At 74.2% G+C, this 26191-nt stretch carries 26 protein-coding genes; 8 read left to right on the top strand and 18 right to left on the bottom strand.

Annotation, left to right across the window (positions count from 1 at the left end; all coding sequences use genetic code 11):
• Positions 1–103 precede the first annotated feature (103 nt).
• The 3 genes from ispF to ACFV1W_RS02985 all read right to left on the bottom strand — a co-directional run bounded on the left by ispF (position 104) and on the right by ACFV1W_RS02985 (position 2082).
• A complete protein-coding gene (gene ispF / locus ACFV1W_RS02995) occupies positions 104–595 on the bottom strand; it encodes a 2-C-methyl-D-erythritol 2,4-cyclodiphosphate synthase (RefSeq protein ID WP_380412525.1) in 492 nt (163 codons plus the stop codon).
• Positions 585–1340 (bottom strand): 2-C-methyl-D-erythritol 4-phosphate cytidylyltransferase, encoded by a 756-nt coding sequence (ispD, locus tag ACFV1W_RS02990; RefSeq protein WP_380412810.1) that lies wholly within the window; start codon positions 1338–1340, stop codon positions 585–587. The genes ispF and ispD overlap by 11 nt, the downstream gene beginning before the upstream one ends.
• 259 nt (positions 1341–1599) lie before the next feature.
• Positions 1600–2082 carry a CarD family transcriptional regulator gene (locus tag ACFV1W_RS02985; protein WP_030244332.1) on the bottom strand — a complete coding sequence of 161 codons (483 nt, stop codon included), beginning with the start codon at positions 2080–2082 and terminating at the stop codon, positions 1600–1602.
• Positions 2083–2509: 427 nt separating this feature from the next.
• Here ACFV1W_RS02985 and ACFV1W_RS02980 point away from each other — a divergent pair, with 427 nt between their 5' ends.
• A complete protein-coding gene (locus ACFV1W_RS02980) occupies positions 2510–3226 on the top strand; it encodes a DUF461 domain-containing protein (protein WP_380412524.1) in 717 nt (238 codons plus the stop codon).
• 75 nt (positions 3227–3301) lie between these two features.
• On the opposite strand, the gene ACFV1W_RS02975 is transcribed toward ACFV1W_RS02980, so the two are convergent.
• Complete coding sequence (locus ACFV1W_RS02975; protein WP_030061050.1) at positions 3302–3997, bottom strand: response regulator transcription factor; 696 nt, start codon at positions 3995–3997, stop codon at positions 3302–3304.
• A 2-nt stretch (positions 3998–3999) separates the two neighbouring features.
• Positions 4000–5508: a sensor histidine kinase gene (locus ACFV1W_RS02970; protein WP_380412522.1), complete on the bottom strand. Its 1509-nt coding sequence runs from the start codon at positions 5506–5508 to the stop codon at positions 4000–4002.
• Between the two features lie 306 nt (positions 5509–5814).
• Here ACFV1W_RS02970 and phoU point away from each other — a divergent pair, with 306 nt between their 5' ends.
• Together phoU and ACFV1W_RS02960 are read left to right on the top strand one after the other, a co-directional pair.
• The gene (gene phoU / locus ACFV1W_RS02965) at positions 5815–6504 is read left to right on the top strand and encodes a phosphate signaling complex protein PhoU (RefSeq protein WP_380412521.1); all 690 of its coding nucleotides are present in this window, start codon (positions 5815–5817) and stop codon (positions 6502–6504) included.
• Between the two features lie 164 nt (positions 6505–6668).
• Positions 6669–6848, top strand: coding sequence for a hypothetical protein (locus ACFV1W_RS02960; RefSeq protein ID WP_030288526.1), 180 nt, complete (start codon positions 6669–6671; stop codon positions 6846–6848).
• Positions 6849–6930: 82 nt separating this feature from the next.
• Here the strand turns inward: ACFV1W_RS02960 and ACFV1W_RS02955 are convergent, their stop codons facing one another.
• Positions 6931–7527 carry a lytic polysaccharide monooxygenase gene (locus ACFV1W_RS02955; RefSeq protein ID WP_380412519.1) on the bottom strand — a complete coding sequence of 199 codons (597 nt, stop codon included), beginning with the start codon at positions 7525–7527 and terminating at the stop codon, positions 6931–6933.
• A gap of 280 nt (positions 7528–7807) precedes the next feature.
• Positions 7808–8566, bottom strand: a complete 759-nt coding sequence (locus ACFV1W_RS02950) for a phosphoglyceromutase (protein ID WP_030288521.1) — start codon at positions 8564–8566, stop codon at positions 7808–7810.
• Positions 8567–8716: 150 nt separating this feature from the next.
• Between ACFV1W_RS02950 and ACFV1W_RS02945 the strand changes: the two genes are divergently transcribed.
• On the top strand, positions 8717–10015 hold the full coding sequence (locus ACFV1W_RS02945) for an MDR family MFS transporter (protein WP_380412517.1): 1299 nt from the start codon (positions 8717–8719) through the stop codon (positions 10013–10015).
• A 15-nt stretch (positions 10016–10030) separates the two neighbouring features.
• Here the strand turns inward: ACFV1W_RS02945 and ACFV1W_RS02940 are convergent, their stop codons facing one another.
• Both ACFV1W_RS02940 and mshA read right to left on the bottom strand, forming a co-directional pair.
• On the bottom strand, positions 10031–10561 hold the full coding sequence (locus ACFV1W_RS02940) for a YbjN domain-containing protein (RefSeq protein ID WP_380412515.1): 531 nt from the start codon (positions 10559–10561) through the stop codon (positions 10031–10033).
• Between the two features lie 63 nt (positions 10562–10624).
• Entirely contained in the window at positions 10625–11989 is a 1365-nt protein-coding gene (gene mshA / locus ACFV1W_RS02935) for a D-inositol-3-phosphate glycosyltransferase (protein WP_380412513.1), read from the bottom strand.
• 227 nt (positions 11990–12216) lie between these two features.
• Here mshA and ACFV1W_RS02930 point away from each other — a divergent pair, with 227 nt between their 5' ends.
• Positions 12217–13050, top strand: coding sequence for a class I SAM-dependent methyltransferase (locus ACFV1W_RS02930; RefSeq protein WP_380412511.1), 834 nt, complete (start codon positions 12217–12219; stop codon positions 13048–13050).
• A 193-nt stretch (positions 13051–13243) separates the two neighbouring features.
• On the opposite strand, the gene ACFV1W_RS02925 is transcribed toward ACFV1W_RS02930, so the two are convergent.
• Positions 13244–13804, bottom strand: a complete 561-nt coding sequence (locus ACFV1W_RS02925) for an O-acetyl-ADP-ribose deacetylase (RefSeq protein ID WP_380412808.1) — start codon at positions 13802–13804, stop codon at positions 13244–13246.
• 240 nt (positions 13805–14044) lie between these two features.
• Between ACFV1W_RS02925 and ACFV1W_RS02920 the strand changes: the two genes are divergently transcribed.
• Positions 14045–15556 (top strand): PP2C family protein-serine/threonine phosphatase, encoded by a 1512-nt coding sequence (locus tag ACFV1W_RS02920; RefSeq protein ID WP_380412509.1) that lies wholly within the window; start codon positions 14045–14047, stop codon positions 15554–15556.
• A gap of 97 nt (positions 15557–15653) precedes the next feature.
• On the opposite strand, the gene ACFV1W_RS02915 is transcribed toward ACFV1W_RS02920, so the two are convergent.
• From ACFV1W_RS02915 to ACFV1W_RS02885, 7 genes are all read right to left on the bottom strand, one after another.
• Positions 15654–16004, bottom strand: a complete 351-nt coding sequence (locus ACFV1W_RS02915; RefSeq protein WP_046387329.1) for a DUF2516 family protein — start codon at positions 16002–16004, stop codon at positions 15654–15656.
• Between the two features lie 191 nt (positions 16005–16195).
• The gene (locus ACFV1W_RS02910; RefSeq protein WP_380412506.1) at positions 16196–16708 is read right to left on the bottom strand and encodes a hypothetical protein; all 513 of its coding nucleotides are present in this window, start codon (positions 16706–16708) and stop codon (positions 16196–16198) included.
• Between the two features lie 2 nt (positions 16709–16710).
• Entirely contained in the window at positions 16711–17118 is a 408-nt protein-coding gene (locus ACFV1W_RS02905; protein ID WP_380412504.1) for a helix-turn-helix domain-containing protein, read from the bottom strand.
• A gap of 400 nt (positions 17119–17518) precedes the next feature.
• The gene (locus ACFV1W_RS02900) at positions 17519–18604 is read right to left on the bottom strand and encodes a MerR family transcriptional regulator (RefSeq protein WP_380412502.1); all 1086 of its coding nucleotides are present in this window, start codon (positions 18602–18604) and stop codon (positions 17519–17521) included.
• Between the two features lie 34 nt (positions 18605–18638).
• Positions 18639–19529, bottom strand: coding sequence for an RNA polymerase sigma-70 factor (locus tag ACFV1W_RS02895; RefSeq protein ID WP_380412500.1), 891 nt, complete (start codon positions 19527–19529; stop codon positions 18639–18641).
• Positions 19530–19539: 10 nt separating this feature from the next.
• Positions 19540–19749 carry a hypothetical protein gene (locus tag ACFV1W_RS02890; protein WP_380412498.1) on the bottom strand — a complete coding sequence of 70 codons (210 nt, stop codon included), beginning with the start codon at positions 19747–19749 and terminating at the stop codon, positions 19540–19542.
• The gene (locus tag ACFV1W_RS02885) at positions 19746–22913 is read right to left on the bottom strand and encodes a DEAD/DEAH box helicase (RefSeq protein WP_380412496.1); all 3168 of its coding nucleotides are present in this window, start codon (positions 22911–22913) and stop codon (positions 19746–19748) included. The genes ACFV1W_RS02890 and ACFV1W_RS02885 overlap by 4 nt, the downstream gene beginning before the upstream one ends.
• A 201-nt stretch (positions 22914–23114) precedes the next feature.
• Between ACFV1W_RS02885 and ACFV1W_RS02880 the strand changes: the two genes are divergently transcribed.
• Complete coding sequence (locus ACFV1W_RS02880) at positions 23115–23714, top strand: YceI family protein (protein ID WP_380412494.1); 600 nt, start codon at positions 23115–23117, stop codon at positions 23712–23714.
• Positions 23715–23758: 44 nt separating this feature from the next.
• Here the strand turns inward: ACFV1W_RS02880 and ACFV1W_RS02875 are convergent, their stop codons facing one another.
• Complete coding sequence (locus tag ACFV1W_RS02875; RefSeq protein ID WP_380412492.1) at positions 23759–24769, bottom strand: LysR family transcriptional regulator; 1011 nt, start codon at positions 24767–24769, stop codon at positions 23759–23761.
• Between the two features lie 116 nt (positions 24770–24885).
• Here ACFV1W_RS02875 and ACFV1W_RS02870 point away from each other — a divergent pair, with 116 nt between their 5' ends.
• Positions 24886–26187, top strand: coding sequence for an MFS transporter (locus ACFV1W_RS02870; protein ID WP_380412490.1), 1302 nt, complete (start codon positions 24886–24888; stop codon positions 26185–26187).
• Positions 26188–26191: the final 4 nt, after the last annotated feature.

Raw genomic sequence — 26191 nt, 5'->3', positions numbered from 1 at the left:
TCCGCACGGGCCCGGAGCGAACCCTACCGATCCGGACCCCCGCGACATCCGGTGAACACCCGTCGACAACGGTGTATTTCCGGTCGGCCGACCAGCGGGTGGCTCAACGCCGTTCGTACACCAGCGCGGTGGCGATCGCGGCCAGCCCCTCGGCCCGACCGGTCAGCCCCAGGCCGTCGGTGGTGGTGCCGGACACCGAGACCGGCGCCCCGGCCGCCTCGGACAGCGCGGCCTGCGCCTCGGCCCGCCGCTTGCCGATCTTCGGGCGGACGCCGATCACCTGGACCGCGATGTTGCCGATCTCGAAGCCCGCCTCGCGCACCAGTCGGGCCGCCTCGCCGAGCAGCTTCACCCCGGAGGCACCGGCCCATTCCGGACGGTCGGTGCCGAAGTGGGCGCCCAGGTCTCCGATCCCGGCGGCCGAGAACAGGGCGTCGCAGGACGCGTGGGCGGCGACGTCGGCGTCCGAGTGCCCGGCGAGCCCGAACTCGGCGTCCGGCCACTCCAGTCCGGCCACCCACAGCGGGCGGCCGGCCTCGAAGGCGTGCACATCGGTGCCGATCCCCACCCGGGGGATCAGGGGCTCAGTAGGCATCGGCGGCCCTCCGGCGGGCGAGTACGGCCTCGGCGAGCACGAGGTCCAGTGGACGGGTGACCTTGAACGCCTCCTCGTGACCGGGCACCACGACGACGGTGCCGCCGTAGCGCTCGACCAGTCCGGCGTCGTCGGTGACGGGCGGGACGTCGGCGCCGCCCGCGGCCTCCTCGGCCAGCGCCTTGGCGTGCACCTCGACCAGGGTGGCCCGGTCGAAGCCCTGCGGGGTCTGCACCGCACGCAGGGTTGCCCGCTCGGGCGTGTCGACGACCGGCTCGGGGTGGCCCGGGTTGGGCTCGACCCGCTTCACGGTGTCGGCCAGCGGCACCGCCGGCACCACCGCCCCGGCCCCGGCCCGGACGGCGGCCGCGACGGCGTCCACCACCTCGACCGGGACGAGCGGACGGGCCGCGTCGTGCACCAGAACGATCCCGACCTCCTCGGGGATCGCGGCCAGGCCCAGCCGGACCGACTCCTGGCGGGTCGCGCCGCCGGCCACCACCCGGATGTCCTTGTCGTCCAGCCCGTGGCTGTCCAGCAGGGCGACCACCTCGGCCACCCCGTCGGCGGGCGCGGCGACCACGACCAGGCCGACCGCCCGGCTGCGGGCGAGGGCCCGTACGGCGTGCACCAGGAGCGGCACGCCACCCAGTTCCCGCAGGGCCTTGGGGGCGCCCGGCCCCAGCCGCTCACCGCGTCCGGCGGCGGGCACCACTGCTGCTGCGACTGCTCCTGAGGCGTTCAGGTTTCACTCCTTCGGCGAAGTGGGTATGGCCTTGGCGTGCCCGGCGGGCGCGGGGGCCCCTTCCGAAGAACCACTGGTCCACTGCCTGCCGCACACCTGCGCAGAAACGGTCTTGCAGGCCTGGACCGGCTCGGGCGGGGGGCGTCGTCCGGACACGCCTCAGCGCCCGGAGTGCCACTGCACCACTCCCGGACGGTCCGTCCTGGAAGCGGCGCGCCGGCACCGGGCGCTGTGGGCGATGGGCGGCAGCCCGACTGCACTACGAGGCGAGGACCTCGTCGAGCAGCGTCTCCGCCTTGTCCTCGTTGGTGTTCTCCGCCAGCGCGAGTTCGCTGACGAGGATCTGGCGCGCCTTCGCGAGCATCCGCTTCTCGCCGGCCGAGAGGCCGCGCTCGCGCTCGCGACGCCAGAGGTCGCGCACGACCTCAGCGACCTTGATGACGTCGCCCGAGGCGAGCTTCTCCAGGTTCGCCTTGTAGCGACGGGACCAGTTGGTCGGCTCTTCGGTGTACGGTGCGCGGAGCACCTCGAAGACCCGGTCCAGACCCTCCTGGCCGACCACATCGCGCACGCCGACGAACTCCGCGTTCTCGGCGGGCACGCGGAGCGTCAGGTCTCCCTGCTGCACCTTGAGCACCAGGTAGGTCTTGTCCACACCTTTGATCTGGCGAATTTCGATGGCCTCGATCAGCGCGGCCCCGTGATGGGGGTAGACCACCGTGTCGCCAACCTTGAACGTCATGTGACAGGACCCCTTCCGTGGCTTTCCAGAATAACACGCCTCGCGGCGCACCCGAAGGGCGTTTTCGCAGGTCAGGGCCGGTCTCGGGGCTTGACAACCACCCCCATGACGTGCTGCGACCGATGTTCGAGGGGAGCTTCCCGCAGGTCGGAGGCGGTTCCGAGGTCCGCCGAAACCCTTGCGCAACACCCCCGCAACCATGATTGGATCTTGAGCTTTCGCCGCTTTTCCGGTCGTGACCCGATCGTTATTCGATCTTGGTCGAAGCTTGTCCTCCGAACGACCCGTCCATGCCGGCAGTACCGCCGGACGGCCCCCGCGGGACCCCGGGAGTGCGACACGGGGACCACCCCGTGAGGAGCGCATAAATGAGGTCGATAATCTGAGACCTGACCTGTCGACACGTGACCTAGGAGTAGCCGCCGCCGTGAGCCGCAGCCTTCGACGCGGCAGCATCGCCGCCATCGCCGCCATCGCCATCGCCTCGCTGTCCTCCTGCGCCGCCGGCACCACGCCGGACACCCTGCAGATCAAGCCGGACAACGCCGCGGCGACCCTGGGGACGAACCTTCGACTGAACAACATCGTGCTCGTCACCGGGGTCGGCACCTCGGGCGACTACACGGGCCCCGCCAACGTGGTCGTGAACATCTCCAACACGGCCAGCACCCCCGCGGAGCTGCAGTCGATCACCGTCGGCAACGCCGCCGCCACCTTCGCGGACGCCGCGGGCGCCCCGCAGTCGAGCATCATCGTGCCGGCCGGCGGCTCCGTGATCCTCGGTGGCCAGGGCAACCCCTCCGCCGCCGTCAGCGCGGCCGCCGTCCACATCGGCGGCTTCGCCACCACCACCTTCGCCTTCAAGGACGGCCAGAAGGTCGAGACCCAGGCGGCCGTGAGCCCGGACGCGGGCCTGTACACGGGCTACGGCCCGACCCCGAGCCCGACCCCGACCCCGGCCGCCGCGTCCACCAAGGCCACCTCCCCGGCCTCGACCGCCCCGGTCACCCCGGCCGCCGGCGCCACCACGCCGGGCGCCCCGGCCGCCCCGTCGGCGCCGGCCACCCCGTCGGCCGGTGCCACCGCCGCGGGCGCCCCGGTCACCGGTGCCACCGCGTCGGCGACCGCCCCGGCCGCCCACTGACGCCGGTCACGGCAATGCGGAGGCCCCCGCCGGCGGCTGCCGGCGGGGGCCTCCCGCGTCTGCTCGGACCGCGGTTTACGGCTCGAACTTGTAGCCCAGGCCGCGAACGGTGACCAGGTAGCGCGGCGCGCCCGGGTCGGGCTCGATCTTTGCCCGCAGGCGCTTCACGTGGACGTCCAGGGTCTTGGTGTCACCGACGTAGTCCGCGCCCCAGACCCGGTCGATCAGCTGCATGCGGGTGAGCACCCGGCCCGCGTTGCGCAGCAGCATCTCCAGCAGGTCGAACTCCTTGAGCGGCAGGTCGACCTTGGCGCCGTCCACGGTCACCACGTGCCGGTCGACGTCCATCCGGACCGGGCCCGCTTCCAGGGCGCCCGGGCCGCCGCCGTTCTCGCCCGCGCCGCCGTCCTCGCCGCGGCGGCGCAGCACCGCACGGATCCGCGCGACCAGCTCGCGGGTGGAGTACGGCTTGGTGACGTAGTCGTCAGCGCCTATCTCCAGCCCGACGACCTTGTCGATCTCGCTGTCCTTGGCGGTCACCATGATCACCGGGACGTTGGACCGCACCCGGAGCTGGCGGCAGACCTCGGTACCCGGCAGGCCCGGCAGCATCAGGTCGAGCAGGACGAGGTCGGCGCCGTTGCGTTCGAACTGCTCCAGGGCGTCGGGGCCGGTCGCGGCGACGGCCACCTCGAAGCCCTCCTTGCGGAGCATGTACGAGAGGGCGTCGCTGAACGACTCCTCGTCCTCGACCACCAGTACTCGGGTCACGATCAGGCCTCCGGGGCAAGCTGGGTTGTCTTTGTCAGGGGTACTTGCCGCTCCCCGGCGGGGAGCGAACGGGCCGTACGGTCGGTGCGGTCCGTGGTGAGGGTTCGGGGTGCCGCGGCGGGCCCCGCGGTGTCGGCACCGGGCTCGGCGCGGGGTCGGCGGGGTTCGCGGTCGTCGGACCCGTCGCCGGCGAGGGCGGCCCCGTCGGAGCCGTCGGAGCCGTCGAAGTCGGAGCCGTCGGCGAGGTCGTCGCCGCCCGGACCGTCGTCCCCGAGGTCGTCCGCGTCGAGCTCCTCGTCGGCGGGCGCCTGGCCGGCGGGCAGGCGGACGGTGAAGGTCGAGCCCTGCCCCTCGACGCTCCACACCGAGACGGTGCCGCCGTGCGAGGCGGCGACGTGCTTGACGATGGACAGGCCGAGGCCGGTGCCGCCGGTCTGCCGGGAGCGGGCCGGGTCGACCCGGTAGAAGCGTTCGAAGACCCGCTCGCGGTCCTTCTCGGAGATGCCGATGCCCTGGTCGGTGACCGAGATCTCGATCAGCTCGCCGTCCGCCTCGCCGAGCGCCGCGGCACTGGAGATACGGCGGGTGGCGATGGCCACCCGGGTGCGGGGCGGGCTGTAGTTGACGGCGTTCTCCACCAGGTTGCCGAGCGCGGCGGCGAGCTGGCCGCGGTTGCCGTGCAGGTAGAGCCCGGCGATGCCGCCGGCCGCGATCAGGATCTGCTTGGCGGCGGCCTGCTGGCGGCAGCGGTCGATCGCCTCGGCGATCAGCTCGTCCACCGCGACCGGCTCCGGGTCGACCATCAGCCGGTCGTCCTGGACCCGGGAGAGGTCGATGATCTCCTGCACCAGGCTGGCCAGGCGGGTCGCCTCGACCTGCATCCGGCCGGCGAAGCGCTGCACCGCCTCCGGGTCGTCGGCCGCGTCGGCCACCGCCTCGGAGAGGAGGGACAGGGCGCCGACCGGGGTCTTGAGCTCGTGGCTCACGTTGGCCACGAAGTCCCGGCGGACGGCCTCCACCCGGCGGCGCTCGGTCTGGTCCTCGACCAGCACCAGCACCAGCCGGGAGCCCAGCGGGGCGACCCGGACGGAGACCGCGAGCGGCTCGGCCGCGCGGGCCGCGCCGGGGCGGGGCACCTCCAGTTCCACCTGCCGGATCTCGCCGTCCCGGCGGGTGGCGCGGGCCAGTGCGAGCATCTGGTCCACGGCGACGGCACCGCCGCGCACCAGGCCCATCGCGTACGCCGCCGAGCTGGCCTTGACCACCTCGTCGCCCTCGCCCAGCACGATCGCGCAGGAACGGAGTACGGAGAGCACGGTGTCGACCCCCGGCGGCAGCGGGGGCTCCGGGTTGCCGGTGCCGAGCGCCTGGTACCGGCCGTACTGCTTGCCGCTGGCGTACCTGCCCCTGGCCTGCTCGCGCTCGCTCCAGCGGAAGGCGATGGAGGCGGTGAGGCCGACGCCGAGCCCGGCTATGGCGCAGGCAGCGGCAGCGGCCACGTTCACGTCCATGTGGCCAGCGTAAGCGCACGGCCGCGCCACTCCCCAAGGGCTGGATCAAGGCATCGACCACGCGTTCCCGAGAATTCACCTCCACGTAGCTGCCGATTCACTCCGGCGGCCGTGCGCCGTCGCCCGAACGGCAGAGAGTTGGCCATGCAGCCCGTGTGGGAGAGATCGGTGCGCCGAACGGCGGCCGGGGTCTCGGGTGTGCGCGTACCATTCGCGCCACCAGCAGCGGTCGCCCGAGCGCCGGAACGACGGTCGGACGGGCTGACCGGTCGGCACCGCCACCGACACAGCTACTGAGGAGAGAACATGCGCGACGCGTACCACGAGGAACTCGATGCGATCGGCGACAGCCTGGTCGAGATGGCCCGGCTGGTCGGCTCCGCCCTGGGCCGGGCCACCACCGCTCTCCTCGACGCGGACCTGGCGCTGGCGGAGGGCGTGATCGCCGCCGACGAGAAGATCAACGACCTCCACCACGAGCTGGAGAACCGGGCCATCGACCTGCTCGCCCGTCAGCAGCCGGTCGCCACCGACCTGCGCATCGTGGTCACCTCGCTGCGGATGAGCGCCGACCTGGAGCGCTGCGGCGACCTCGCCCGGCACGTCGCCAAGGTGGCGCGGATGCGCTACCCCGAGTCGGCGGTGCCCGCCGACCTGCAGTCCACCGTCCTGGAGATGGGCCAGCTCGCACAGCGCCTGGTGGCCAAGGCGGGCCTGGTGATCGCCACCAAGGACGTCGACAAGGCCCTGGAGATGGAGCAGGACGACGACCGGATCGACGCCCTGCACCGCGAACTGCTGTCGCACCTGATCGACGAGCGCTGGCACCACGGCATCGAGACCGCCGTCGACATCACCCTGGTCGGCCGCTACTACGAGCGCTTCGCGGACCACGCGGTGTCGGTCGCGAAGCGGGTGGTGTACCTGGTGACCGGCGAGCACGTGGCCGAGTTCGTGGCCGCCACCGAGGCTGCGGGGGCTGCCGGGGCGGAGTGACCGTCGCTCGCCCCGGGAGTGAGTAAACCTGTGGCGAGGGTGGTGCGGACGCACGGTCCCCCGTACGTCCCACCACCGCGCGCCCGTTGACGCTCCCGCCGAACGGCGGCTTCACTCGACGGTGGGGCACCGCGGCGTGCCCGTCACTAGGAGGGAAGAGCTCGATGAAGGCCAACCCGACCCGACCGGCAACCGCCCACGACACCGTCGAGCCGCCCGCCCCGAAGCTGTTGCCCGTCCTCGCGGCCGGCTGCGGCTGCGGACCGGGCTGCGGCTGCGGCTGCCAGTCCGGCGCGCCCTGCCAGTGCGGCGGCGCGGACGGCGGCTGCTGCGGCGGTCACTGAGGAACTCCACCGCCACCGAACCACGAGGCGGCCCGGGGTGCACGGTCGTGCACCCGGGCCGCCTCGTCCTGTGGTCGGCGGGTCAGAACTGCACGTCGGTGCAGGAGTAGAAGGCGTTCCCGGTGTCGGCGATCGTCCAGACCGCGACGACCACCTGGTGCCCGGTGCGCCCGCTCGGGAGGGTCGCGGTGTGGCTGAGCGTGCTGGGCACCTGCACCCCGCCGTACGGGACGACCAGGAAGGGCGTCAGGTCGAGGCTGGACCGGGTGATCGGCCGGGAGGCGTCGTAGCCCGGCTTGGTCAGGTAGTACCTGAAGTCGGTGGTCGCGTGCCTGGCGGTGAACCTCCAGGTGAAGGTGAGCTGCTGGCCCGCCGTCACCGGCATGGTCGGCCAGGCGCCGCCGTGCGGGTCGTCCAGCTCGGCGAAGCGGGCGTTGCCGCCGGCGCAGATGGTGCCGTCGGAGGGCCCGCCCGAGGGGAAGCCCTTCGGGCCCTCGACGCTCTGCGGCTCCCACTGGATGTCGCCGCAGTCCCACGGGACGGCGCTCGCGTCCGCGTCGCAGAGCGCGGCCCGGCTGGGCGGCGTGGTGATGTAGCCGTGGGACTGGGCCGGGACGGCCAGGGTGAGCGGGATCGCGAGCGCGGCGACGGCCGCCCCGACCAGATGACGTGTGCGCATGGTGCTCCTCCGTGGGGGTGGATGGAGAGTGCGCCGGGGCGCAGACGCGCGCGCGTGGGGGTGCGGCGGCCCGGGACATGGGGGATCCCTTGGCATGCCTGCGCCAGCTCGGTGCCCTCACGGTAGGAGCCGGCGCCACCGGCCGTCAATGGTCTGAACCATTTTGGACGCAGCCGGGAAGGCCCGCCCGTCAGACCCCAACTCGCCGCAGACACCGGCCGGTTGAACGCCGAAGGCCCCGCCCCGGCGAACCGGGTGCGGGGCCCTGAGGGCTTCGGGCTTACTTCTTGCCCTGATTCTTGACCGCCTCGATGGCCGCGGCGGCGGCGTCCGCGTCGAGGTAGCGGCCGCCCTTGGCGACCGGCTTGAAGTCCGCGTCGAGCTCGTAGACCAGCGGGATGCCGGTCGGGATGTTCAGGCCGGCGATGTCCGCGTCGGAGATGCCGTCGAGGTGCTTGACCAGCGCGCGCAGGCTGTTGCCGTGGGCGGTGACCAGGACGGTCCTGCCGGCGGCCAGGTCCGGGACGATGGCGTCGTACCAGTACGGGAGCATCCGCTCGACGACGTCCTTCAGGCACTCGGTGCGCGGACGCAGCTCGCTCGGGATCTCGGCGTAGCGGGCGTCACCGGCCTGCGAGTACTCGGCGTCGTCGGCCAGCACCGGCGGCGGGGTGTCGTAGGAGCGGCGCCACAGCTGGAACTGCTCCTCGCCGAACTCGGCCAGGGTCTGGGCCTTGTCCTTGCCCTGGAGCGCGCCGTAGTGCCGCTCGTTCAGGCGCCAGCTGCGGCTGACCGGGATCCAGTGGCGGTCGGCCTTGTCCAGGGCGATCTGCGAGGTGCGGATGGCGCGGCGCAGCAGCGAGGTGTGCACCACGTCGGGGAACAGGCCCTCGGCGGCCAGGAGCTCGCCACCGCGGGCGGCCTCCTTCTCGCCCTTCTCGTTGAGGTCGACGTCGACCCAACCGGTGAACAGGTTCTTCTGGTTCCACTGGCTCTCGCCGTGGCGGAGCAGGATGAGTCGGTACGTCGTGTCAGCCATGGCCCCCAGCTTAGTGGAGGGCCGGAAAACCCCTGGTGGGGACCTTGGAGGGCTGGGTAATCTGTGCGGCGGTTATCTGCCACTTACCCACGTCGGCTGACCGGGCCTGCCCGCGCCGCTCAGCGGACGCCTGCCCTCGGGAGCCCCCACATGCTCGTCGCCCTGGCCGCCAACCCCCGGATCCGAAGACTGGTGCGCGAGACGGTGGGCGGGTTGCCCCGGCAGTTCTGGTGGCTCTGGGTGAGCACCCTGGTGAACCGGCTCGGATCCTTCGTCGTCACGTTCCTGGCCCTCTACCTGACCGCCGAACGGGGGTACTCGGCGTCCTACGCGGGTCTGGTGGCCTCGCTGTTCGGCGCCGGTTCGGCGGTCGCGGCGGTCGGTGCCGGGGTGCTGACCGACCGGATCGGGCGCCGCCCGACGCTGGTCGCCGCTCAGCTCGGCACCGCGGCGTCCACCGCGGTGCTCGGCTTCGTGGACGGCCAGACGGCGATCGCCGTGGTGGCCTTCCTGGTCGGCCTGTGCAACAACGCCACCCGGCCGCCCACCTCGGCGATCATCGCCGACCTCGTCCCGGCCGAGGACAGGGTCCGGGCGTACTCGCTGAACTACTGGGCGATCAACATCGGCTTCGGCCTCTCCGCCGCCGCGGCCGGCCTGATCGCCACCCACGGCTACCTCACGCTCTTCCTGCTGGACGCCCTCACCACCCTGGTCTGCGCGGTCGTGATCTTCATCCGGATCCCGGAGACCAGGCCGCAGGTCACGCCCGGCCGGGACGCGGCGGAGGCCGAGGAGGGGACCAGCCTGCTCACCGTGCTCCGGGACGGCCCCTTCATGGCGCTGGTCGGGCTGACCCTGCTGGTCGCCCTGGTCTTCCAGCAGGGCAGTACCACCCTGGCCGTGGACATGGGTGCCTCCGGCATCACGTCCACCGAGTACGGGCTGGTCATCGGCCTGAACGGGCTGCTGATCGTGGTGCTGCAGATCCCGCTGACCCGGTGGCTGGAGGGCCGCTCGCGGACCGCGATGCTGATCACCAGCTGCCTGCTCACCGGCTGGGGCTTCGGGCTGGCCGCGCTGGCCGGGTCCTCGGCCTGGCTGTTCGCGCTGTCGGTGGCGGTCTGGACGGTCGGCGAGATCCTTCACACCCCGGTGATGATGGGCCTGGTCAGCGAGCTGGCGCCGACCCACGGGCGGGGCCGCTACCAGGGGGTCTACTCGCTGTCCTGGTCGCTCGCCTCGCTGCTCGGCCCGGCGGGCGGCGGGCTGTTGCTGCAGTACGCCGGGCCGGCGGTGCTGTGGTCGGTCTGCGGGGCGATCGGGACGGCCGCCGCGCTCGGGTACGTGGTGCTGGCCCGTCGCACGGGTGCGACGGAGCGCCGTCCGGCCGCGGTGGTCGAGGTGGCACCCGCGGGGGAGGGCGAGAAGGCCCCGGCGGGCGCCTGACCGAGCCCGGCCCGGTCAGTCGGCGGCCGGGATCCCGCCGGTGGCCGGGGCGGACAGGTGGGCGAAGGCGGCCAGGTTGCGGGTGGACTCCCCGCGCTTGGTGCGCCACTCCCACTCGCGCCGGATCGCCGAGGCGAAGCCCAGCTCCAGCAGGGTGTTGAAGGGCTCGTCGGCGTTCTCCAGCACCGTTCCGAGCAGCCGGTCGACGGCGTCCGGGGTGAGCGCCTCCAGCGGCAGGCGGCCGGCCAGGTAGACGTCACCGAGCCCGTCGATCGCGTACGCGACACCGTAGAGGCGGGTGTTGCGCTCCAGCAGCCAGCGGTAGACGGCCTCGTGGTTCTCGTCCGGGCGGCGGATCACGAAGGCGTTCACCGACAGGGTGTGGTCGCCGACCCGCAGGGCGCAGGCGGTGTTCAGCTTGCGGGTGCCCGGGAGGGTCGCCACCAGGGTGTACGGATCGGCGGCGGCCGGCTCCCAGGCCACCCCGGCGTCGTCCAGGGCGGTGCGCAGGAGGGTCAGGGCCTCGTCCTTGGTGCGGATTGCCATGGGGTTGACGTTACTCGGCGGTACCGGACGGGCGCAGCCGACGTCCCGCACCGGGTGCACGGGTCAGCGGCGCAGCGCCCCGGCCAGCCGCCCGACCGGGCGGGCCAGGCTGCCGGCGTACACCTCGGCGGTGGTCGCCGCGGCCCTGTCCCAGCCGAAGGCGGCCGCGTGCCGGGCCGCCGCCGCACCGCGCCGGGCCACCATCGCCGGGTCGGTGACGTACGGCTCCAGGGCGTGCGACCAGGCCAGTGGGTCGTGGCCGTGCACCAGGGTTCCGGACTCGCCGTCGCGCACCGCGACCGGCAGGCCGCCGACCGCGGCCGCCACCACCGGGGTGCCGCAGGCCTGGGCCTCCAGCGCCACCAGGCCGAAGGACTCGCTGTACGAGGGCATCACCAGGGCCGTCGCCGCGCGGTACCAGTCGGCCAGCCGGGTCTGGCCGACCGGCGGATGGAAGCGCACCACGTCGCCGATGCCCAGCTGGGCGGCGAGCTTGTGCAGGCTCTCCGGCCGGGCCAGCCCGGTGCCGGACGGCCCGCCGACCACCGGCACGACCAGGCGCTCGCGCAGCCCCGGGCGGCGCTCCAGCAGCGCGGCGACCGCCCGCAGCAGCACGTCCGGTGCCTTCAGCGGCTGAATCCGCCCGGCGAACAGCAGCACCGCGGCGTCCTGGGGCAGGCCCAGCCGGGCGCGGGCGGCGGCGGTCCCGAGGTCGCCGGGGCGGAAGACGTCCAGGTTGACCCCGGGGTGCACCACGGCCAGCTGGTCCGGCCGGGCGGCGTAGTGCAGCGCCAGCTCGGCGGCCTCCTCGGTGGTGTTGGCGATCAGCCGGTCGGCCGCCTCGACCACCTGGGTCTCGCCGATCACCCGGGCCGCCGGCTCGGGCGTGTCGCCCTCGGCCAGCGCGGCGTTCTTGACCTTCGCCATGGTGTGCATGGTGTGCACCAGCGGCACCCCCCAGCGCTGGGCGGCCAGCCAGCCGACCTGCCCGGAGAGCCAGTAGTGCGAGTGCACCAGGTCGTAGTGGCCGGGGCGGTGGCCCGCCTCCGTCCGCAGCACCCCGTGGGTGAAGGCGCACAGCTGGGCCGGCAGGTCCTCCTTGACCAGGCCCTCGTACGGCCCGGCGGTGACGTGCCGGACCAGCACGCCCGGTGCCAGCTCGACCGTCGGTGCGTCGTCCGAGCAGATCGCCCGGGTGAACACCTCGACCTCGATGTCGAGCTCGGCCAGTCGCTTGGCCAGCTCGACGATGTAGACGTTCATCCCGCCCGCGTCCCCGGTGCCGGGCTGGTGCAGCGGCGAGGTGTGCACGCTGAGCATGGCTATCCGGCGCGGGCGGCGGCGGCCCGGGACGAGCGACTGGAGCCGGCCGCGCGCGGGTGCGGCGGACTGGGAACGGCGTACCGAACGGACGGGGTGCTGGATCACCTGGCTGAAGCCTCCTCGTGTGCGGCCCGTCTCGGCGGGTCCGCGTGAACGGGCCGCCGCATGTCCGGTGTGCGCTGCCCCGTCCGGGCACACATCACCACCAGTGTGCCAACCACGCGATGGCCGCCCGGCATTCCCGGCCCCGGCGACCGGTCGGCCGGGCCGGCATCCGCCCAGGTCAGAGCGCGGTCCGACCGGGGCCGCGGCCGCCGACTACCCTTCTGGACATGGCTGCCTCCTTCGACCCCGCGACCGCCGCGCCCGCCCGCGGACGGACCGGACGGCCGGTGGGGACGGTCACCCGGGGCACCACCAACACCAACCGGCTGCGCCGGATGGACCGCTGGATCGCCCACACCCTGGGCCGGGCGCTGCGCGGCGCCGAGCGGCCGCCGGTCGCGGTCGACCTTGGTTACGGCGCGGCGCCGTGGACGGCCGTGGAGCTGGCCGGACGGCTTCGCACGGTGCGGCCGGACGTCCGGGTGGTCGGGATCGAGATCGAGCCGGAGCGGGTCGCGGCCGCGCTGCCGTACGCCGAGCCGCCGCTGCTCACCTTCCGGCGCGGGGGCTTCGAGGTGCCGCTGGACGGCGGCGGGCCGGCCCAGCTGATCCGGGCGGCCAATGTGCTGCGGCAGTACGACGAGTCGGCGGTGGCCGGGGTGTGGGAGCGGCTGTGCTCCCGGCTCGCCCCGGACGGGCTGCTCGTCGAGGGCACCTGCGACGAGATCGGGCGACGGCACGTCTGGGTCGCGCTCGGGCCGGAGGGGCCCCGGACGGTGACCTTCGCGGCCCGGCTGGGCGGCCTCGGCCAGCCCTCCGACCTGGCCGAACGGCTGCCGAAGGCGCTGATCCACCACAACGTGCCGGGGCGGCCGGTGCACGCCTTCCTGACCGACTTCGACCGGGCCTGGGCGGCGGCCGCGCCGTACGGGGCCTTCGGGGCGCGGCAGCGCTGGATGGCGGCGTGCACGGCGCTGGCGGGCAGCTGGCCGCTGGTGGACGCGCGGGGGCGGTGGCGGCAGGGCGAGGTGACGCTGCCCTGGGCGGCGCTCGCGCCGTAACGGGCCCGCCCGCCGGGGCGGTCGTCCGTCCGTGCACTGGAGCGACCCGACGCATTCACTCGAACGAATTATCGAATATCTCTGGCGTATTGACGCCTCGTCACGCCACGATGGAAACCACCGAGCGGCGACACCACACGCCGCCCGGTGCCCGCCCCACCCAGCCACGCACAGCACCCGCAGCAGTCGGCCATCAGCCCTCCGGCCCGAGCAGCTCCTCCCGGGCCCGTTCGAACACCTGGTACATCTCCGCCCCGAACAGCACGAACCGCACCTCCGCCAGCTCCGCGCCCGCCCGCGCGTCACCGCCGTCCAGCACCCCGGCGACGGCGCCCAGCGCGATCCGGGCCGCGTCCGCCGGCGGCCAGCCGAAGATCCCGGCCGACACGGCCGGGAAGGCCACCGTGCGCGCGCCCAGGTCGGCCGCCGCGCGCAGCGACTCGCGATAGCAGGAGGCCAGCAGCCCAGCCCGCTCCTCGTACTCCTCCGTCAGGTAGACCGGCCCGACGGTGTGCACCACCCACCGGGCCGGCAACCGCCCGGCCGTGGTCGCCACCGCCCGTCCGACCGGCAGCCCCTTGCCCCAGTGCGAGGCCCGCAGCCGACGGCACTCCGCCAGGATCTCCGGTCCGCCCCTGCGGTGGATCGCACCGTCCACCCCGCCCCCGCCCAGCAGGGACGAGTTGGCGGCGTTCACCACCGCGTCCACCTGCTGTTCCGTGATGTCACCCTCGACCAGGGTGATTCGCGTCACCATCTCCAGCTCCCCTTCCCCGGGCCCGCCCGGCAGCCGCCGGGCCGGGATCCGAGCCGTCGTCCGAATTCCACCACCGCACCGCCACCGGCGTGGCAATAACCACAACGGCGCCGGTCGGCCAGAGAAATCCCCGGAGATCACGTTATGGTCGCGAGAAGTTCCCCGACGCACGGTGCCAGGCGGGCACTGCGGACGGACGCCGGCCGTTACGCAGTCGGGGAAAGGGAGGAACCACCGATGCCCGCAACGGGAGACGGGCGGGCACCTGGTGCCGCGGACCTGCCGGGCGCCCATGACGGCGCCCCCGTCGGCCATGCCCGCAACCGCCCGACGACCGGCCCGGCCACGGCCACTCCTCCGATACCCCACCCTCGCTCGCAGCCGGTCCGGAGCACGCACGGCAGCCGCCACCCCTCGCACCTCGCCGAGCAGGGAAACCCTCCGGCGGCCGGCGACGGGCCCGCCGACGGCAGCACGCCACTGCGGCTGCTGGTCATCGAGGACGACGCCTCGGACGCCCAGCTGATCAAGGCGGCGGTCGCGGACAGCGGCACCTCGATCGAGATCCACTGGGCCCGCGGCCTCGAACAGGCCACCCAGCTGCTCGCCCAGGCCTCCCCCGCCACCCGGCGCGGGCGCTCCCGCGGCAACGAGTTCGGCTGCGTGCTGCTCGACCTGGCCTCCCCGGCCGACCTGCCGCACCCCTCCGACGCGTCGGACGGCCTGGAAGGCCTGCACGAACTGCTCCGCCGCGCCCCGCACATCCCCGTGGTGGTGCTCACCGACGCCGCCGGGGCCGAACTCGGCGCGGCCGCCGTCGCCGCCGGCGCCCAGGACTTCCTGCTCAAGCACGAGACGGACGGCCCGCTGCTGGCCCGCGCACTGCGCTACGCCGTCGAACGCAAGCGTGCCGACGAGTCCCAGCGCCGCCTGGTCGAGGCCGAGTTGCGCGGCCAGGAGAACGCCCGACTGCAGCGCCACCTGCTGCCCACCCCGCTGCTGGACGGCGCCGGGCTCTCCTTCACCCGCCGCTACCGCCCCGGCCGCCGCCGCGCCCTGCTCGGCGGCGACTTCTACGACGCCGTGCGCACCGACGACGGCACCGTCCACGTCGTGATCGGCGACGTCTGCGGCCACGGCCCGGACGAGGCCGCGCTCGGCGTCGCACTCCGGATAGCGTGGCGCACCCTGGTCTTCGCCGGCCTCACCGGCGAAACCCTGCTCACCACCCTCCAGCACGTGCTGGAGCACGAACGGCGCAGCGACGAGATCTTCGCGACGCTCTGCATGCTCGTCATCGAACCCGGTGCCGCCACCGGCCCCGACGAGCTCGGCGCCGGCGAGCGGGCCCGGCTCCACCTCGCCGGGCACCCGGCGCCGCTGCTCCTCGGGCGCGACCACGCCCCGGTCATCCTGCCCTCCGACCTCGCGGGGCCGGCGCTCGGCCTGCTGCCGTGCCACGACGGCCAGGCCGCCTGGCCCGCCCACGAGGTCGAACTCCCGCCCGGCTGGCGGCTGTTGCTGTACACCGACGGGCTGATCGAGGGCCGGGTCGGCGCCGGGTCGCGCCGCCTCGGCCAGGACGGGCTGGCCGACCTGATCGCCGACCACCAGTCCGCCGGGCTCACCCGGGGCCGGCTGGTCGACAGCGCGATCGCCGAGGTCGAGGAACTGAACGGCGGCGCGCTGACCGACGACGTCGCGGTCCTGCTGCTGGAGCGCAACCCGGCGCAACTGCTCCTCGGCTGAGCCGAGGAGCAGGGAGCTGAGCCGAGGAGCAGGGAAAGGCCGCAGCCCGGGCGGGTGAACTCCCGCCCGGGCTGCGGCCTTCGTCCGTCCGGGTGCTCTACCAGGGGCCGTACGGGCCGGTGTTGCTCCGGCCGCCCCGCCCGCTGCCGCCGGTCAGCGCGCGGATCGCGGGGCGGACGTCCACCACGTAGACGATCGAGGCGACCAGGCCGGCCAGGGTGCCGATGCTGCCGAGGAAGTTCGCGCCGAACAGCAGGTCCCAGCCGAAGCTGATGCCGAGCACGGCCAGCCAGAACCCCTTGGTCTTCTTGTCCGCCGCCCGGTAGGCGTCCTCCCGGCGGGTGGCCGCGTCGACCAGTGCGAAGAACTTGTAGCCCAGGATCGCGACGGCCATCCACCAGAACGGGTTCAGGTAGGAAAAGGCCAGGATCTGGAACACTCCGGTCATCGCGATCTCCTACGTCTCTCGGCTTGCTGCGCCCCGGCCGCCGCCCATCCTGGCACGGCGGCCGCCCGCACGTGTGAACGTCCCACCGTCACCGGATGTGCCCCGGCCGGACGGGGCACCTGCGGAGGGAGGACCGGCGGAGGGGGATCGGCGAGGGGAGACCGGCGGAGGGAGTCCGGCCGGAGGGCCGGTCACTCCCCGGCGTCGGCGCCGCCCTTCCGGGCCTTGGCCGAGTTCTTCGGCGAGGGGTCCCCGGCGTCGTCCACCAGCTCGGCCCGGACGGGCTCGTCCGCGGGTTCCACGGCCTCGGTGACCGGGGTGTGCTGGGGGCGGGCCTTGTCCACCACGACCTTGCCGCGCTCGGCCAGCTCGTCGTACGTCTCCTTGGCCCGGACAGCCAGCTCCAGCGCGCGGGCCACCTGTTGCAGGGCGAAGTCCTGGGCCCGCTCCTGGAGGACCTTGAGGTCCGTGGGGAGGGCAGTGACGGCCTCGGTGACCTTGGCCGGCGCCCCGGCCAGCAGCTCCTGCGCCTCCTGCAGCCTGGCGGTCGCCTTCTCCTGAGCGCTCTGGCGGTCCGCCGCCAGCGCCTCGACCCGGCCCGGCACCTCGCGCAGCTTCTCGTACGCGAGGTCCCCGGCGCCGGCCAAGGCGTAGAGCGGGGTGGGGTCGGTGAGGGTCTTCTTGATGTCATCGGTGATCGGCATGGTTACCGGTCCTCCCGGGGGGTGTTCTGGGTGGCCTCGCCATCGGTCGGCGGGGTGACGGCCGAAGCGGCGTTCTCCTTGAGAAAGGCGTCGTAGACCGCGAGCAGCGCCTGCTTCTGCTGCTCGTTGATCAGCGGATCGGCCAGGATCGAGGCCCGGAGTTCCAGGCCCTCACCCCGCCGCTCCTCCAGGATCCCGGCCTGGACGTACAGCGTCTCCGCCGAGATCCGCAGCGCCTTCGCGATCTGCTGCAGGATCTCCGCGCTCGGCTTGCGCAACCCTCGCTCGATCTGGCTGAGGTAGGGGTTGGACACGCCGGCGGCCTCCGCCAGCTGGCGCAGTGAGTATTGCGCGTTGCGGCGCTGCTCGCGGATGTACTCGCCCAGCGAGGCGACGTTCAGGGAGGCCATGGGGGTAGCTTGCCGCAGAGTGCTTGCTGTTGCAAGCAGGGTGTTAGCGGGCCGCAAGCGGGGGTTCTGGGGGTGGGGTGGGCTCTCGGGAGGGTGGGTGCCGGGGCGGTTCCGGGGGTGGCCGCTCCGGGGGCTGGGTGATTTTCAGACTGCCGACTCTCATCGTGGGGGCTTTGGGCCGTTGGCAGTCTGAAAATCACCCGTCACGCCCCTTCCGCAGCCACCCCTCCACCGCCCCTCCCGCAGCGCGTCCCTCTCGCCTGGGTCGGGTGGGGGGAGGTGCGTGAGGGGGGTGGGGAGGTGGGCGGGGGGCGCGCGGGGAGGTGGGGGGCGCGGGGAGTCGCCCGGGCGCGGTCATCCGGGCTCTTCTGTCAGGCGGCTGAGCGGTGTTGCGATGACCCTAGGGCAGGCGGACCGGCATCAGGACGGAGAAGGTGCCGGTTCGGCCGGGGGTGCGGACGGCGAGGGGGGCGATGGGGCCGCCGAGTTCGAGGAGGAGTTGTTCGGGGTGGCCGGCGCGCAGGGCGTCGAGGAGGAAGTCGCGGTTGACGGCCACCTGGAAGTCCTCGGGGGTGAGGTCGTCGGCGACGGTGAGGCGACCGTCCTCGGTGAGGGTCAGGACGGTCACCTGGCAGTCGGTGCCCTGGGGGCCGGAGGGGAGGGTGCGGGTGGCGCCGGTTTCGACGGCGGTGCGCAGTTCGGCGGCGGGGAGGGTGATCCGGTGCCGGGGATCGAGCCGGGTCAGGGTGCGGTGGTCGGGGTAGTCGAGGTCGACCGCGGTGCCCTCGACGCGGTGGTCGGGGGTTTCGGCGCGGAAGGTGCCGGGGCCCAGGGTGAGGGTGACCTCGGTCGGGCCGGTGGGCAGGAGCGCGCGCAGGGCGTCGACCAGGGCGGTCGGGACGATGGTGCCCGCAGTGGGCTGCTGGGGGACGCCGAGGGCGGGCAGCTCGGCGAGGGCCATCCGGTAGCGGTCGGTGGCGACCAGGCGCAGGACCGGGCCGTCGGGTTCGAAGAGCACTCCGGCGAGGGAGGGCAGTTCCGGGTCGCCGCAGACCGCGAAGCGGACCGCGTCGAGGGCGGCGGCCAGGCCGTCGGCGCGGACGGTGAGGCGCAGGTCGGCGGGGGTGGGGGTCATCGGGTGCTCCCTCTGCTCGATCATCGTGCGGATCAGGGAGAGCTCGCGGCGGGCATCGGACAGGCCGTCCTCCAGCCGGCGCAGGTGGGCGTCGAGGACGCGCTCGGCCTCGCCGCTGCCGGGGGCGGCGGCGAGTACGGCGCGGACCGCCGTCAGCGGCAGGCCGACCCGGCGCAGCCGGGCCAGCAGGCGGGCGTCGGCGAGTTGGCCGGGCCGGTACCAGCGGTAGCCGGTCTGCGGGTCGACCCAGGCGGGGGTGAGCACCTCGGCGCCGTCGTAGTAGCGCAGGGTGCCGACGCCCAGGCCGCTGGCGCGGGCGAGTTCGCCGATGCTGTGCAGCTCGCTCTCCATGCCGGTGACTCTCGGGGCTCGACCTGGTCGAGGGTCAAGCCGGGTCGACGAGGTGGGCGAGCTTGTGCGGGTTGCGGACGGCCCGGATCTCGGAGACCAGGAGCGTGCCGTCCGGCCCCTCGGTGAAGTCGAGCACCGAGACGGAGTCGACGGCGCCGTCGACGGTGATCACCAGGCCGGGCTCGCCGTTGACCAGCACTGGGCGGGCACCCACGCCCTCGCCCAGCTTGCGGAGCAGGCCGAGCAGGAAGCGGGCGACGTTGTCGGCGCCGGTGACCGGCCGCACCGCGGCGCTGATCACCCCGCCGCCGTCACTCCAGGTGGTGACGTCGGGGGCGAGCAGGGCGAGCACCCGGTTGAGGTCGCCGCCGACGCAGGCCGCCAGGAACTCGTCGGTGGCCCGGCGGCGCAGCTCCGGCGGGGCGTCGAAGCGGGGTCGGCGGGCGCGCACGTGCGCCCTGGCCCGGCTGCCGACCTGGCGGCAGGCGGCCTCGGTGCGGTCCAGCGCCTCGGCGATCTCCTGGTAGGAGAAGCCGAAGGCCTCCTTGAGGACGAACACCGCCCGCTCCAGCGGGGAGAGGCTCTCCAGCACCACCAGCAGGGCCAGCGAGACGGTCTCGGCGCGCTCGACGCCGTCGGTCGCGTCCGGCTCGGTGACCAGCGGTTCGGGCAGCCAGGGACCGACGTAGGACTCGCGGCGGACGGCGGCGGAGTCGAGGCGGTTGAGGGCGAGGTTGGTGACCGTACGGGCCAGGTAGCCGCCGGGGCTGGCGACCGGGCCGGTGACCTGGCTCCAGCGCAGCCAGGTGTCCTGGACGAGGTCCTCTGCGTCGGCGACGCTGCCGAGCATCCGGTAGGCGATGCCGAAGACCGTCCGCCGGTGTTGTTCGAAGTCGGCGAGCCGGGTGTCGGAGGTGTCGGTCACGGCCGGGACGCTACCGCAGGGTAGGGGGCTGTTCCAGGGCGAAGGTGTCGTAGGCGGGTGCGAGGAGGACGGCGAGGTCGCGGCCGCGGACGGTGATGCCGGAGCGGCCGAGGCGGTCCAGCGAGGGCTCGGCCGGTTCCTCGTCGGGGGTCTTCAGGGTGAAGTCGCCGCGCCAGTAGGCGGCGACGTTGACCGTCTCGGGCCTCGGTCGTCCGGTCACGCGTCCTCCTCGGCCACGGCGTCCTCGCGGGTGAGGGCGACCAGTTCGCGCAGCGCCTCGACCGGCAGGTCGGTGAGCCAGCGCTCCCCCTCCCCCACCACGGTCTCGGCCAACGAGCGCTTTGCGGCGAGGAGTTCGTCGATCCGCTCCTCGACGGTGCCGACGCAGACCAGGCGGCGGACCTGGACGTCGCGGCGCTGGCCGATCCGGAAGGCGCGGTCGGTGGCCTGCTCCTCGACCGCCGGGTTCCACCAACGGTCCAGGTGGATCACCTGGTTGGCGGCAGTCAGGTTGAGGCCGGTGCCACCGGCCCGCAGCGAGAGCAGGAACACCCGCGGCCCGTCCGGGGCCTGGAAGCGCTGGACGAGCTCCTCGCGGCGGGCGCGCGGGACGCCGCCGTGCAGGTACAGCACCTCCTCGCCGAGTCGGCGCTCCAGGTACGGGCGGAGCATCGTGCCGAACTCGGCGTACTGGGTGAAGACCAGGGTGCGGTCGCCCTCGGCCAGCGCCTCCTCCAGGAGTTCGGCGAGCCGGGCGACCTTGCCCGAGCGCTCACCCAACGGTGAACCGTCGTGCAGCAGTTGGGCCGGGTGGTTGCACACCTGCTTGAGCTTGCCGATCGCCGCGAGCACCGTGCCGCGCCGCTCCACGCCCCGGATGCCCTCGACCCGCTGCAGCAGGTCGGCGACCACCGCCTGGTAGAGGCCGGCCTGTTCGGCGGTGAGGTTGCACCAGACGGTCATCTCCTGCTTGGCGGGCAGCTCGGCCGCCACCGCCGGGTCCGATTTGAGCCGGCGCAGCACGAACGGGGCGGTGCGGCGCCGGAGTTCCGCGGTGCGCTCGGGATTGCGGTGCACCTCGACCGGGATCGCGTAGCGCTCCTTGAAGCGCTCGGCCGGGCCGAGCAGTCCGGGGTTTGCGAAGTCCAGCACGGCGTGCAGTTCGGCGAGCCGGTTCTCCACCGGGGTGCCGGTGAGGGCGATCCGGTGCCGGGTGACGGGCAGCGCGCGGATCGCCCGGGCCTGCGCCGTGCCGCTGTTCTTGATGTGCTGCGCCTCGTCGGCGACGACCCGGCGCCAGCGGATCGCGCGCAGGGCGGTGAGGTCGCGCTGGACCAGTCCGTAGGTGGTGATGACCAGGTCCACTCCCCCGACGGCGTCGGCGAGCTGCCCGGCGCCGAGGCGTCCGGTGCCGTGGTGGACGTGGCGGCGCAGGCCGGGGGCGAAGCGTTCGGCCTCGCGCTGCCAGTTGCCGACCAGGGACATCGGGCAGACCAGGAGGGTGGGGCCGGGCTCGCCGTCGTGCTTCTCGGCGGCGAGCAGGGCGAGGGTCTGGACGGTCTTGCCGAGGCCCATGTCGTCGGCCAGGACGGCGCCGAGGCCGAGTCCGGACATGGTCCTGAGCCAGGCGAGTCCGCGATGCTGGTAGGGGCGCAGTTCGGCCCGGAAGTCCGGTGGGAGAGCCGGGCTCTCGGGTGCGGCACCGGCCCCGCCGGCCAGCAGCTCGCCGAGCGGGCCGTCCACCCGGACGCCGGTGACCGGCAGCCCGGCGACCGTCGCCTCGGGGTCGAGGGCGAGCCGCAGCAGGTCGGCGGCGGCCAGCAGGCCGTCGCGCTGCTCGGTGAGGAAGGCGAGCGCGGCGGCGATCTGGACCGGGTCGGCCTCCAGCCAGGTGCCGCGGACCCGCACCAGCCCCTGCTTGGCGGCGGCCAGTTCGGCGAGTTCCTGTTCGGTGAGCAAGGTGCCGTCCGGGCCGAGCGCGGCCTGCCAGCGGAAGGCGACCACGGCGTCCCGGTCCACCTGGCTGGTGACGGCGAGGGTGCCGGGTGCGGGCGGGGTGGTGGCGCGCAGGGCGAGCCCGAGCCGGGGGCGGCGGCGCCACCACGCGGGCAGCAGCACGCCGAAGCCGGCCTCGGCGAGGGCGGGCGCGGCGGTGCGCAGGAAGTCGAGGGCGCCGGTCCGGTCGAGTGGCAGGGCGGACGGGCGGGAGCGGTGGCGCAGCCCGTCCAGGGCGGGCCAGCGGTGGGCGGCACGGGCGAGTTCGGCGGCCAGGACCTCGGCCGGGTCGGCGGGCTCGCCCGTCGGGGCCGTGGGCCGCCGCGGGCTCCGGGTGGCTCTGCGGGCGAGGGCGGCGTACGCCGCGCCGCCCTCGTGGAGGTCGGCGGCGCGGACCAGCAGGGAGGGCTCGTCGACGGCCTGTAGCAGGAACTCCAGCTGCCAGGCATCGTCGGAGGGGCGGCCGTCGGGGTCGTCGTCGGCGGGACCGAGCGGTTCGACCAAGCGGAAGCAGAGCCGCAGCGCGGGGTCGGCGGGCGCGGCGGTGGCGTACCAGTCGGTGATCCGGCGGCGCAGCTCGACGATGTCGCCGGGCGGGGCGTCGACCTCACCGGAGGGGGTGGTGAGAGCGTGCAGCCAGCGGTCGGCGGCCGTGCCGTCGGCCTCGGGAAAGGGAGTGTCGGCCAGGGCGGCGCGGGCCTCGGCGTCCACCAGGGCGCCCAGGGCGGCGTCGAGCAGCGCCTCGCCGGTCGTCGCACCGGCGGGCCGCTCGCCGAGCAGGACGGGCGGGCAGCCCGCGGCGAGCCCGGCGGCCTCCCGGCGCCCGGCCGGGGTGAGGTCGGGGCGCCAGCGGGCCTGGGGGCGGCCGTCGGCCAGGACGGGCAGCGGCAGCACCCGGCCCCGGCCGACCGTGCGCCAGGCGAGGTCGTGCACCCCGGTGAGCCAGCGCAGCGAGGGGCCGTAGACCACCTCGACCCGGCCGGTGCCGGGCAGGTCGGTGTCGGCGACGGCCCAGTGCGGGTCGTGGACCTCGCCGAGCAGCTGGGCGGCGGCCCCGGCGTCGAAGAGGAGTGCGGGCACCCGCCAGGGGGTGAGGACGGCGCCGCCGCGCGGCGGGGTGACCGGCAGGTCGGGCGAGGGCGCGGGAAGGGCGCCGACGGTGGGCAGCAGCAGGGTGGCCCAGCGCTCGGGGGCCTGTCCGGCAAGCCAGCCGAGACCGGGCCCGATGCCGCCGAGGACGGCGGCCAGGCTCCCGGCCGGGCACGCGAAGGGGTGGGCGCGCGGGGCGGGCCGGTCCGGGTGGGGTTCGGCGGCGCCGTGGGCGCGGGCGTCCTCGGCCCAGAGGGCCAGCCGTCCGTCCGCCCGCCAGAGCGCGTGCAGGACGAACATGGGGACCTTCCGGGGCTGGTCGGACTGTTCTTCGAAGCCTAACCGGGTGGTCCGACAGTGCCCGCCGGGGCCGGACCCCGCGGCATTCGGGTGGTCCGGAGGAAGTTTCGGGAAATGTGGTTGAAACTTGAACGAAAGCGTCGTATGCTGGAGCCAAGAAGTTGAAGCCTAAACAAATGGCTTCGAACCCGAGGAGGAGCCATGGGCCTGTTCAACCGCACCAAGACCACCGCCGCCGTCCAGACCCCGGCCGGCCGGGACCTGTCGCACCTGACCGGCGACTGGACCGTGGACGCCGCGCACAGCGAGATCGGCTTCTCGGTCCGCCACGCGATGGTCACCAACGTCAAGGGCCGCTTCACCGAGTACGACGGCAAGCTGCACCTGGACGGCGCCACGCCGGGCAACTCCTCGGCCGATCTGGTGATCAAGGTCGCCAGCATCGACACCAACCAGGCCCAGCGCGACGAGCACCTGCGCACCGGCGACTTCTTCGCCGCCGAGACCTACCCGGAGATCCGTTTCCGCAGCACCTCCACCGAGGCGGTCGGCGAGGACTCCTACCGGATGAACGGTGAGCTCACCATCAAGGGCACCACCCGCCCGGTCGTCCTGGACCTGGAGTACACCGGCAGCGCCACCGACGCCTACGGCGCCGAGCGGGTCGGCTTCGAGGGCAAGGCGGTCGTGGACCGCACCGACTTCGGCCTGACCTACAACGCGGCCCTGGAGACCGGCGGCGTGCTGATCGGCGAGAAGGTCAAGCTCAGCTTCGACATCTCCGCCGTCAAGGCGGCCTGACCCGGCCGTCCGCCGGTCGCGCCGACCGGACCCACCGCCCCTGCCTATCCCCCCGAGGCAGGGGCGGTGCTCTGCGCGACGGCGACCAGCTCCGCGTCCGCCGCGGGCAGCCAGCTGCCCGTCGGCCGGCTCAACCACCCCTCGGCCGTGCCGAGTTCACCCGCGGCGGTGGCCAGCGCCCGCAGCCCCGGGTGGCGCTCGCCGGGCCGGTGCACCAGGCTGACCAGACACAGCGGCACCGGCTCCACCAGTGGCACGTTCACCGCCCCCGGGATCTTCGGCCCGCCGACCGTGGTCAGCATCGGGTCGCCGTGCCGGGCCAGGTAGCGGGCGGTCTCGTCCAGACCCACCGGCGGGACGTACGGCTCGGCCGCGGCCAGCCCGTGCTCGCGCAGCAGCCGGGCGCCGAGGTCGGCCCACTCGGTGGTCGCCGGATTGCCCGCGCAGATGTCGACCGGGTGCCCGGCCAGTTCGGCCAGCCGCAGCACCGGGCGGCCGGCCAGCGGGTGGGTGTCCGCCATCATCACCGAGACCCGTTCCAGCCGCACCGGCGACTGGGCGAGCTGACCGCGCACCGGGGCGGACAGCCCTGCGAAGCGGCCGAACGAGGCGTCCAGCCGGTGCGCCAGCAGCTCGGCGGCGGCCGCGGCCAGGCCGCCGTGGAAGCGGGCCAGCAGTTCGCCCTCCGGCCAGGCGGCGCGGGCCCGTCGGAGCACCCGGTCGGCGGTGAGGTCCGGGCCGGTGACGTCGCTGTTGAGATCGAGCAGCAGCGGTCGGGCGGCCCCCGCGCCGGAGCCGGCCTCGGCGAGGATCTCGTCGTGCAACGCGAGCAGCCGGCGCGCCTTGGGCAGCAGCCGCCGCCCGGCCGGGGTGAGTTCCACGCTGCGGGTGGTGCGGGTGAACAGCGTGTCGCCGAGCAGTCCCTCCAGGCTGCGGACGTCGCGGCTGAGCGCCTGCTGGGCGACGTACAGCCGCTCGGCGGCCCGGCCGAAGTGCAGGGTCTCGGCGGTCGCGACGAAGCCGCGGAGCAGACGGGGATGCAGGTCACGGGGCATGGCGAGAGATTAACAACAAGTTGTTGTGAGTATGGCGAAACAGGTGTTGGACGCCCACCCGTCGGCGCGGGGAGGCTTGGCACATCCCCCTTCCGTCCTGCGTCCCAGGAGCCCGATTGCCCTCGCGCGCCCTCCTCGCCTCCTACCGCCGGCTGTTCGCGGCCCCCGGCGCCACCGCCTTCACCCTGGCCGGACTGCTCGGCCGGATCGCGCTGTCGATGAACGGCGTCTCGCTGGTGGTGCTGCTCGCGGAGCGCCGAGGCTCCTACGCGCTGGCCGGGACGGTCTCGGCGGCCGGGCTGGTCACCGGCGCGATCGGGATGCCGCTGCTCGGGCGCCTGGTGGACCGGCACGGGCAGTCGCGGGTCGCGGTGCCGGCCGCGCTGTACAACGCCGTACCGCTCCTCGCCCTGCTGCTCTGCGTCCGGCTCGGCGCGCCGGACTGGACGCTGTACGCCTGCTGGGCCGCCTGCGCGGCCGCGCCGAACCTCGGTGGCATGGCCAGGGCCCGCTGGGCGCACCTCCACCGGGACGACCAGGCCGCCCGGCACCTGGCCAACTCCTTCGAGCAGGCGCTGGACGAACTCTGCTTCATGGCCGGGCCGGTGCTCGCGATGCTGCTCTGCACCACCCTCGCGCCGGAGGCCGGACTGCTCGCCTCCGGCGTTCTCGGCACCACCGGCGCCCTGCTCTTCGCCGCCCAGCGGCGCACCGAACCGCCACTGCCTCCCCTTCCGGCGGAGGGCCGGGTCCCGGCCGGCCAACCGCACGGCTCCCCGCTGCGGGCGCCCGGGCTGCGGGTGCTGGTGCTGACCTTCCTCGCCACGGGCATGGTCTTCGGCGCGACCGAGATCACCACCGTCGCCTACACCGACTCGCTCGGCCGCAAGGCCGCGGCCGGTGCGCTGCTGGCCCTGGTCGCGGCCGGATCCTGCGTGGCGGGGCTGCTGTTCGGGCTGCTGACGCCGCGTCGGGCGCCCGGGGTGCGCTTCCTCGTCGGGGCCGCCGCGATGGCCGGGGTCCTGCTGCTGCCGCTCGCCGCCGGACTCGGCGGAGCCGGGCTCGCGGTGCTCGGCGTGGCGCTGTTCGCGGCCGGCACGGCCACCGCGCCGACCATGGTGACCGGCATGACGCTGGTCCAGGAACTCCTGCCGCAGCGGCAGTTCAACGAGGGGATGGCGGTGGCGGTGTCCGGCATCGTGATCGGCATCTCGGCCGGGGCTGCGATCGCCGGAACGGTCGCCGAGCGCGCCGCGCCCGGCACCGGCTACGCCCTGCCCGCCGGGGCCGCCGCGCTCGCCCTGCTGATCGCCCTGGTCGGGCGGCGCCACCTGCGCCCGGCGGGGGATGCGGCCGGGGCGGCCGGGGCGGCCGGGGCTCGGGAAAATGCCGAGCGGGTTGTCAGTGCCTCCGTCTAACTTC

Source organism: Kitasatospora sp. NPDC059648 (genome assembly GCF_042734825.1).
GTDB lineage: Bacteria > Actinomycetota > Actinomycetes > Streptomycetales > Streptomycetaceae > Kitasatospora.
Note: the sequence above shows the minus strand (reverse complement) of the source record. Positions and strands in the feature narration are given on the sequence as shown.

Bases quoted from the DNA above. Each gene is read 5' to 3' on its own strand.
- phoU (WP_380412521.1), top strand. From the start codon at position 5,815: ATGCGCGACGCGTACCACGAGGAACTCGATGCGATCGGCGACAGCCTG.
- ACFV1W_RS02900 (WP_380412502.1), bottom strand. From the start codon at position 18,604: ATGGAGAGCGAGCTGCACAGCATCGGCGAACTCGCCCGCGCCAGCGGC.
- ispF (WP_380412525.1), bottom strand. From the start codon at position 595: ATGCCTACTGAGCCCCTGATCCCCCGGGTGGGGATCGGCACCGATGTG.
- ACFV1W_RS02970 (WP_380412522.1), bottom strand. From the start codon at position 5,508: ATGGACGTGAACGTGGCCGCTGCCGCTGCCTGCGCCATAGCCGGGCTC.
- ACFV1W_RS02955 (WP_380412519.1), bottom strand. From the start codon at position 7,527: ATGCGCACACGTCATCTGGTCGGGGCGGCCGTCGCCGCGCTCGCGATC.
- ACFV1W_RS02930 (WP_380412511.1), top strand. From the start codon at position 12,217: ATGGCTGCCTCCTTCGACCCCGCGACCGCCGCGCCCGCCCGCGGACGG.
- ACFV1W_RS02910 (WP_380412506.1), bottom strand. From the start codon at position 16,708: ATGCCGATCACCGATGACATCAAGAAGACCCTCACCGACCCCACCCCG.
- ACFV1W_RS02945 (WP_380412517.1), top strand. From the start codon at position 8,717: ATGCTCGTCGCCCTGGCCGCCAACCCCCGGATCCGAAGACTGGTGCGC.
- ACFV1W_RS02905 (WP_380412504.1), bottom strand. From the start codon at position 17,118: ATGGCCTCCCTGAACGTCGCCTCGCTGGGCGAGTACATCCGCGAGCAG.
- ACFV1W_RS02885 (WP_380412496.1), bottom strand. From the start codon at position 22,913: ATGTTCGTCCTGCACGCGCTCTGGCGGGCGGACGGACGGCTGGCCCTC.
- ACFV1W_RS02985 (WP_030244332.1), bottom strand. From the start codon at position 2,082: ATGACGTTCAAGGTTGGCGACACGGTGGTCTACCCCCATCACGGGGCC.
- ACFV1W_RS02920 (WP_380412509.1), top strand. From the start codon at position 14,045: ATGCCCGCAACGGGAGACGGGCGGGCACCTGGTGCCGCGGACCTGCCG.
- ACFV1W_RS02875 (WP_380412492.1), bottom strand. From the start codon at position 24,769: ATGCCCCGTGACCTGCATCCCCGTCTGCTCCGCGGCTTCGTCGCGACC.
- ACFV1W_RS02960 (WP_030288526.1), top strand. From the start codon at position 6,669: ATGAAGGCCAACCCGACCCGACCGGCAACCGCCCACGACACCGTCGAG.
- ACFV1W_RS02940 (WP_380412515.1), bottom strand. From the start codon at position 10,561: ATGGCAATCCGCACCAAGGACGAGGCCCTGACCCTCCTGCGCACCGCC.
- ACFV1W_RS02950 (WP_030288521.1), bottom strand. From the start codon at position 8,566: ATGGCTGACACGACGTACCGACTCATCCTGCTCCGCCACGGCGAGAGC.
- ACFV1W_RS02880 (WP_380412494.1), top strand. From the start codon at position 23,115: ATGGGCCTGTTCAACCGCACCAAGACCACCGCCGCCGTCCAGACCCCG.
- ACFV1W_RS02915 (WP_046387329.1), bottom strand. From the start codon at position 16,004: ATGACCGGAGTGTTCCAGATCCTGGCCTTTTCCTACCTGAACCCGTTC.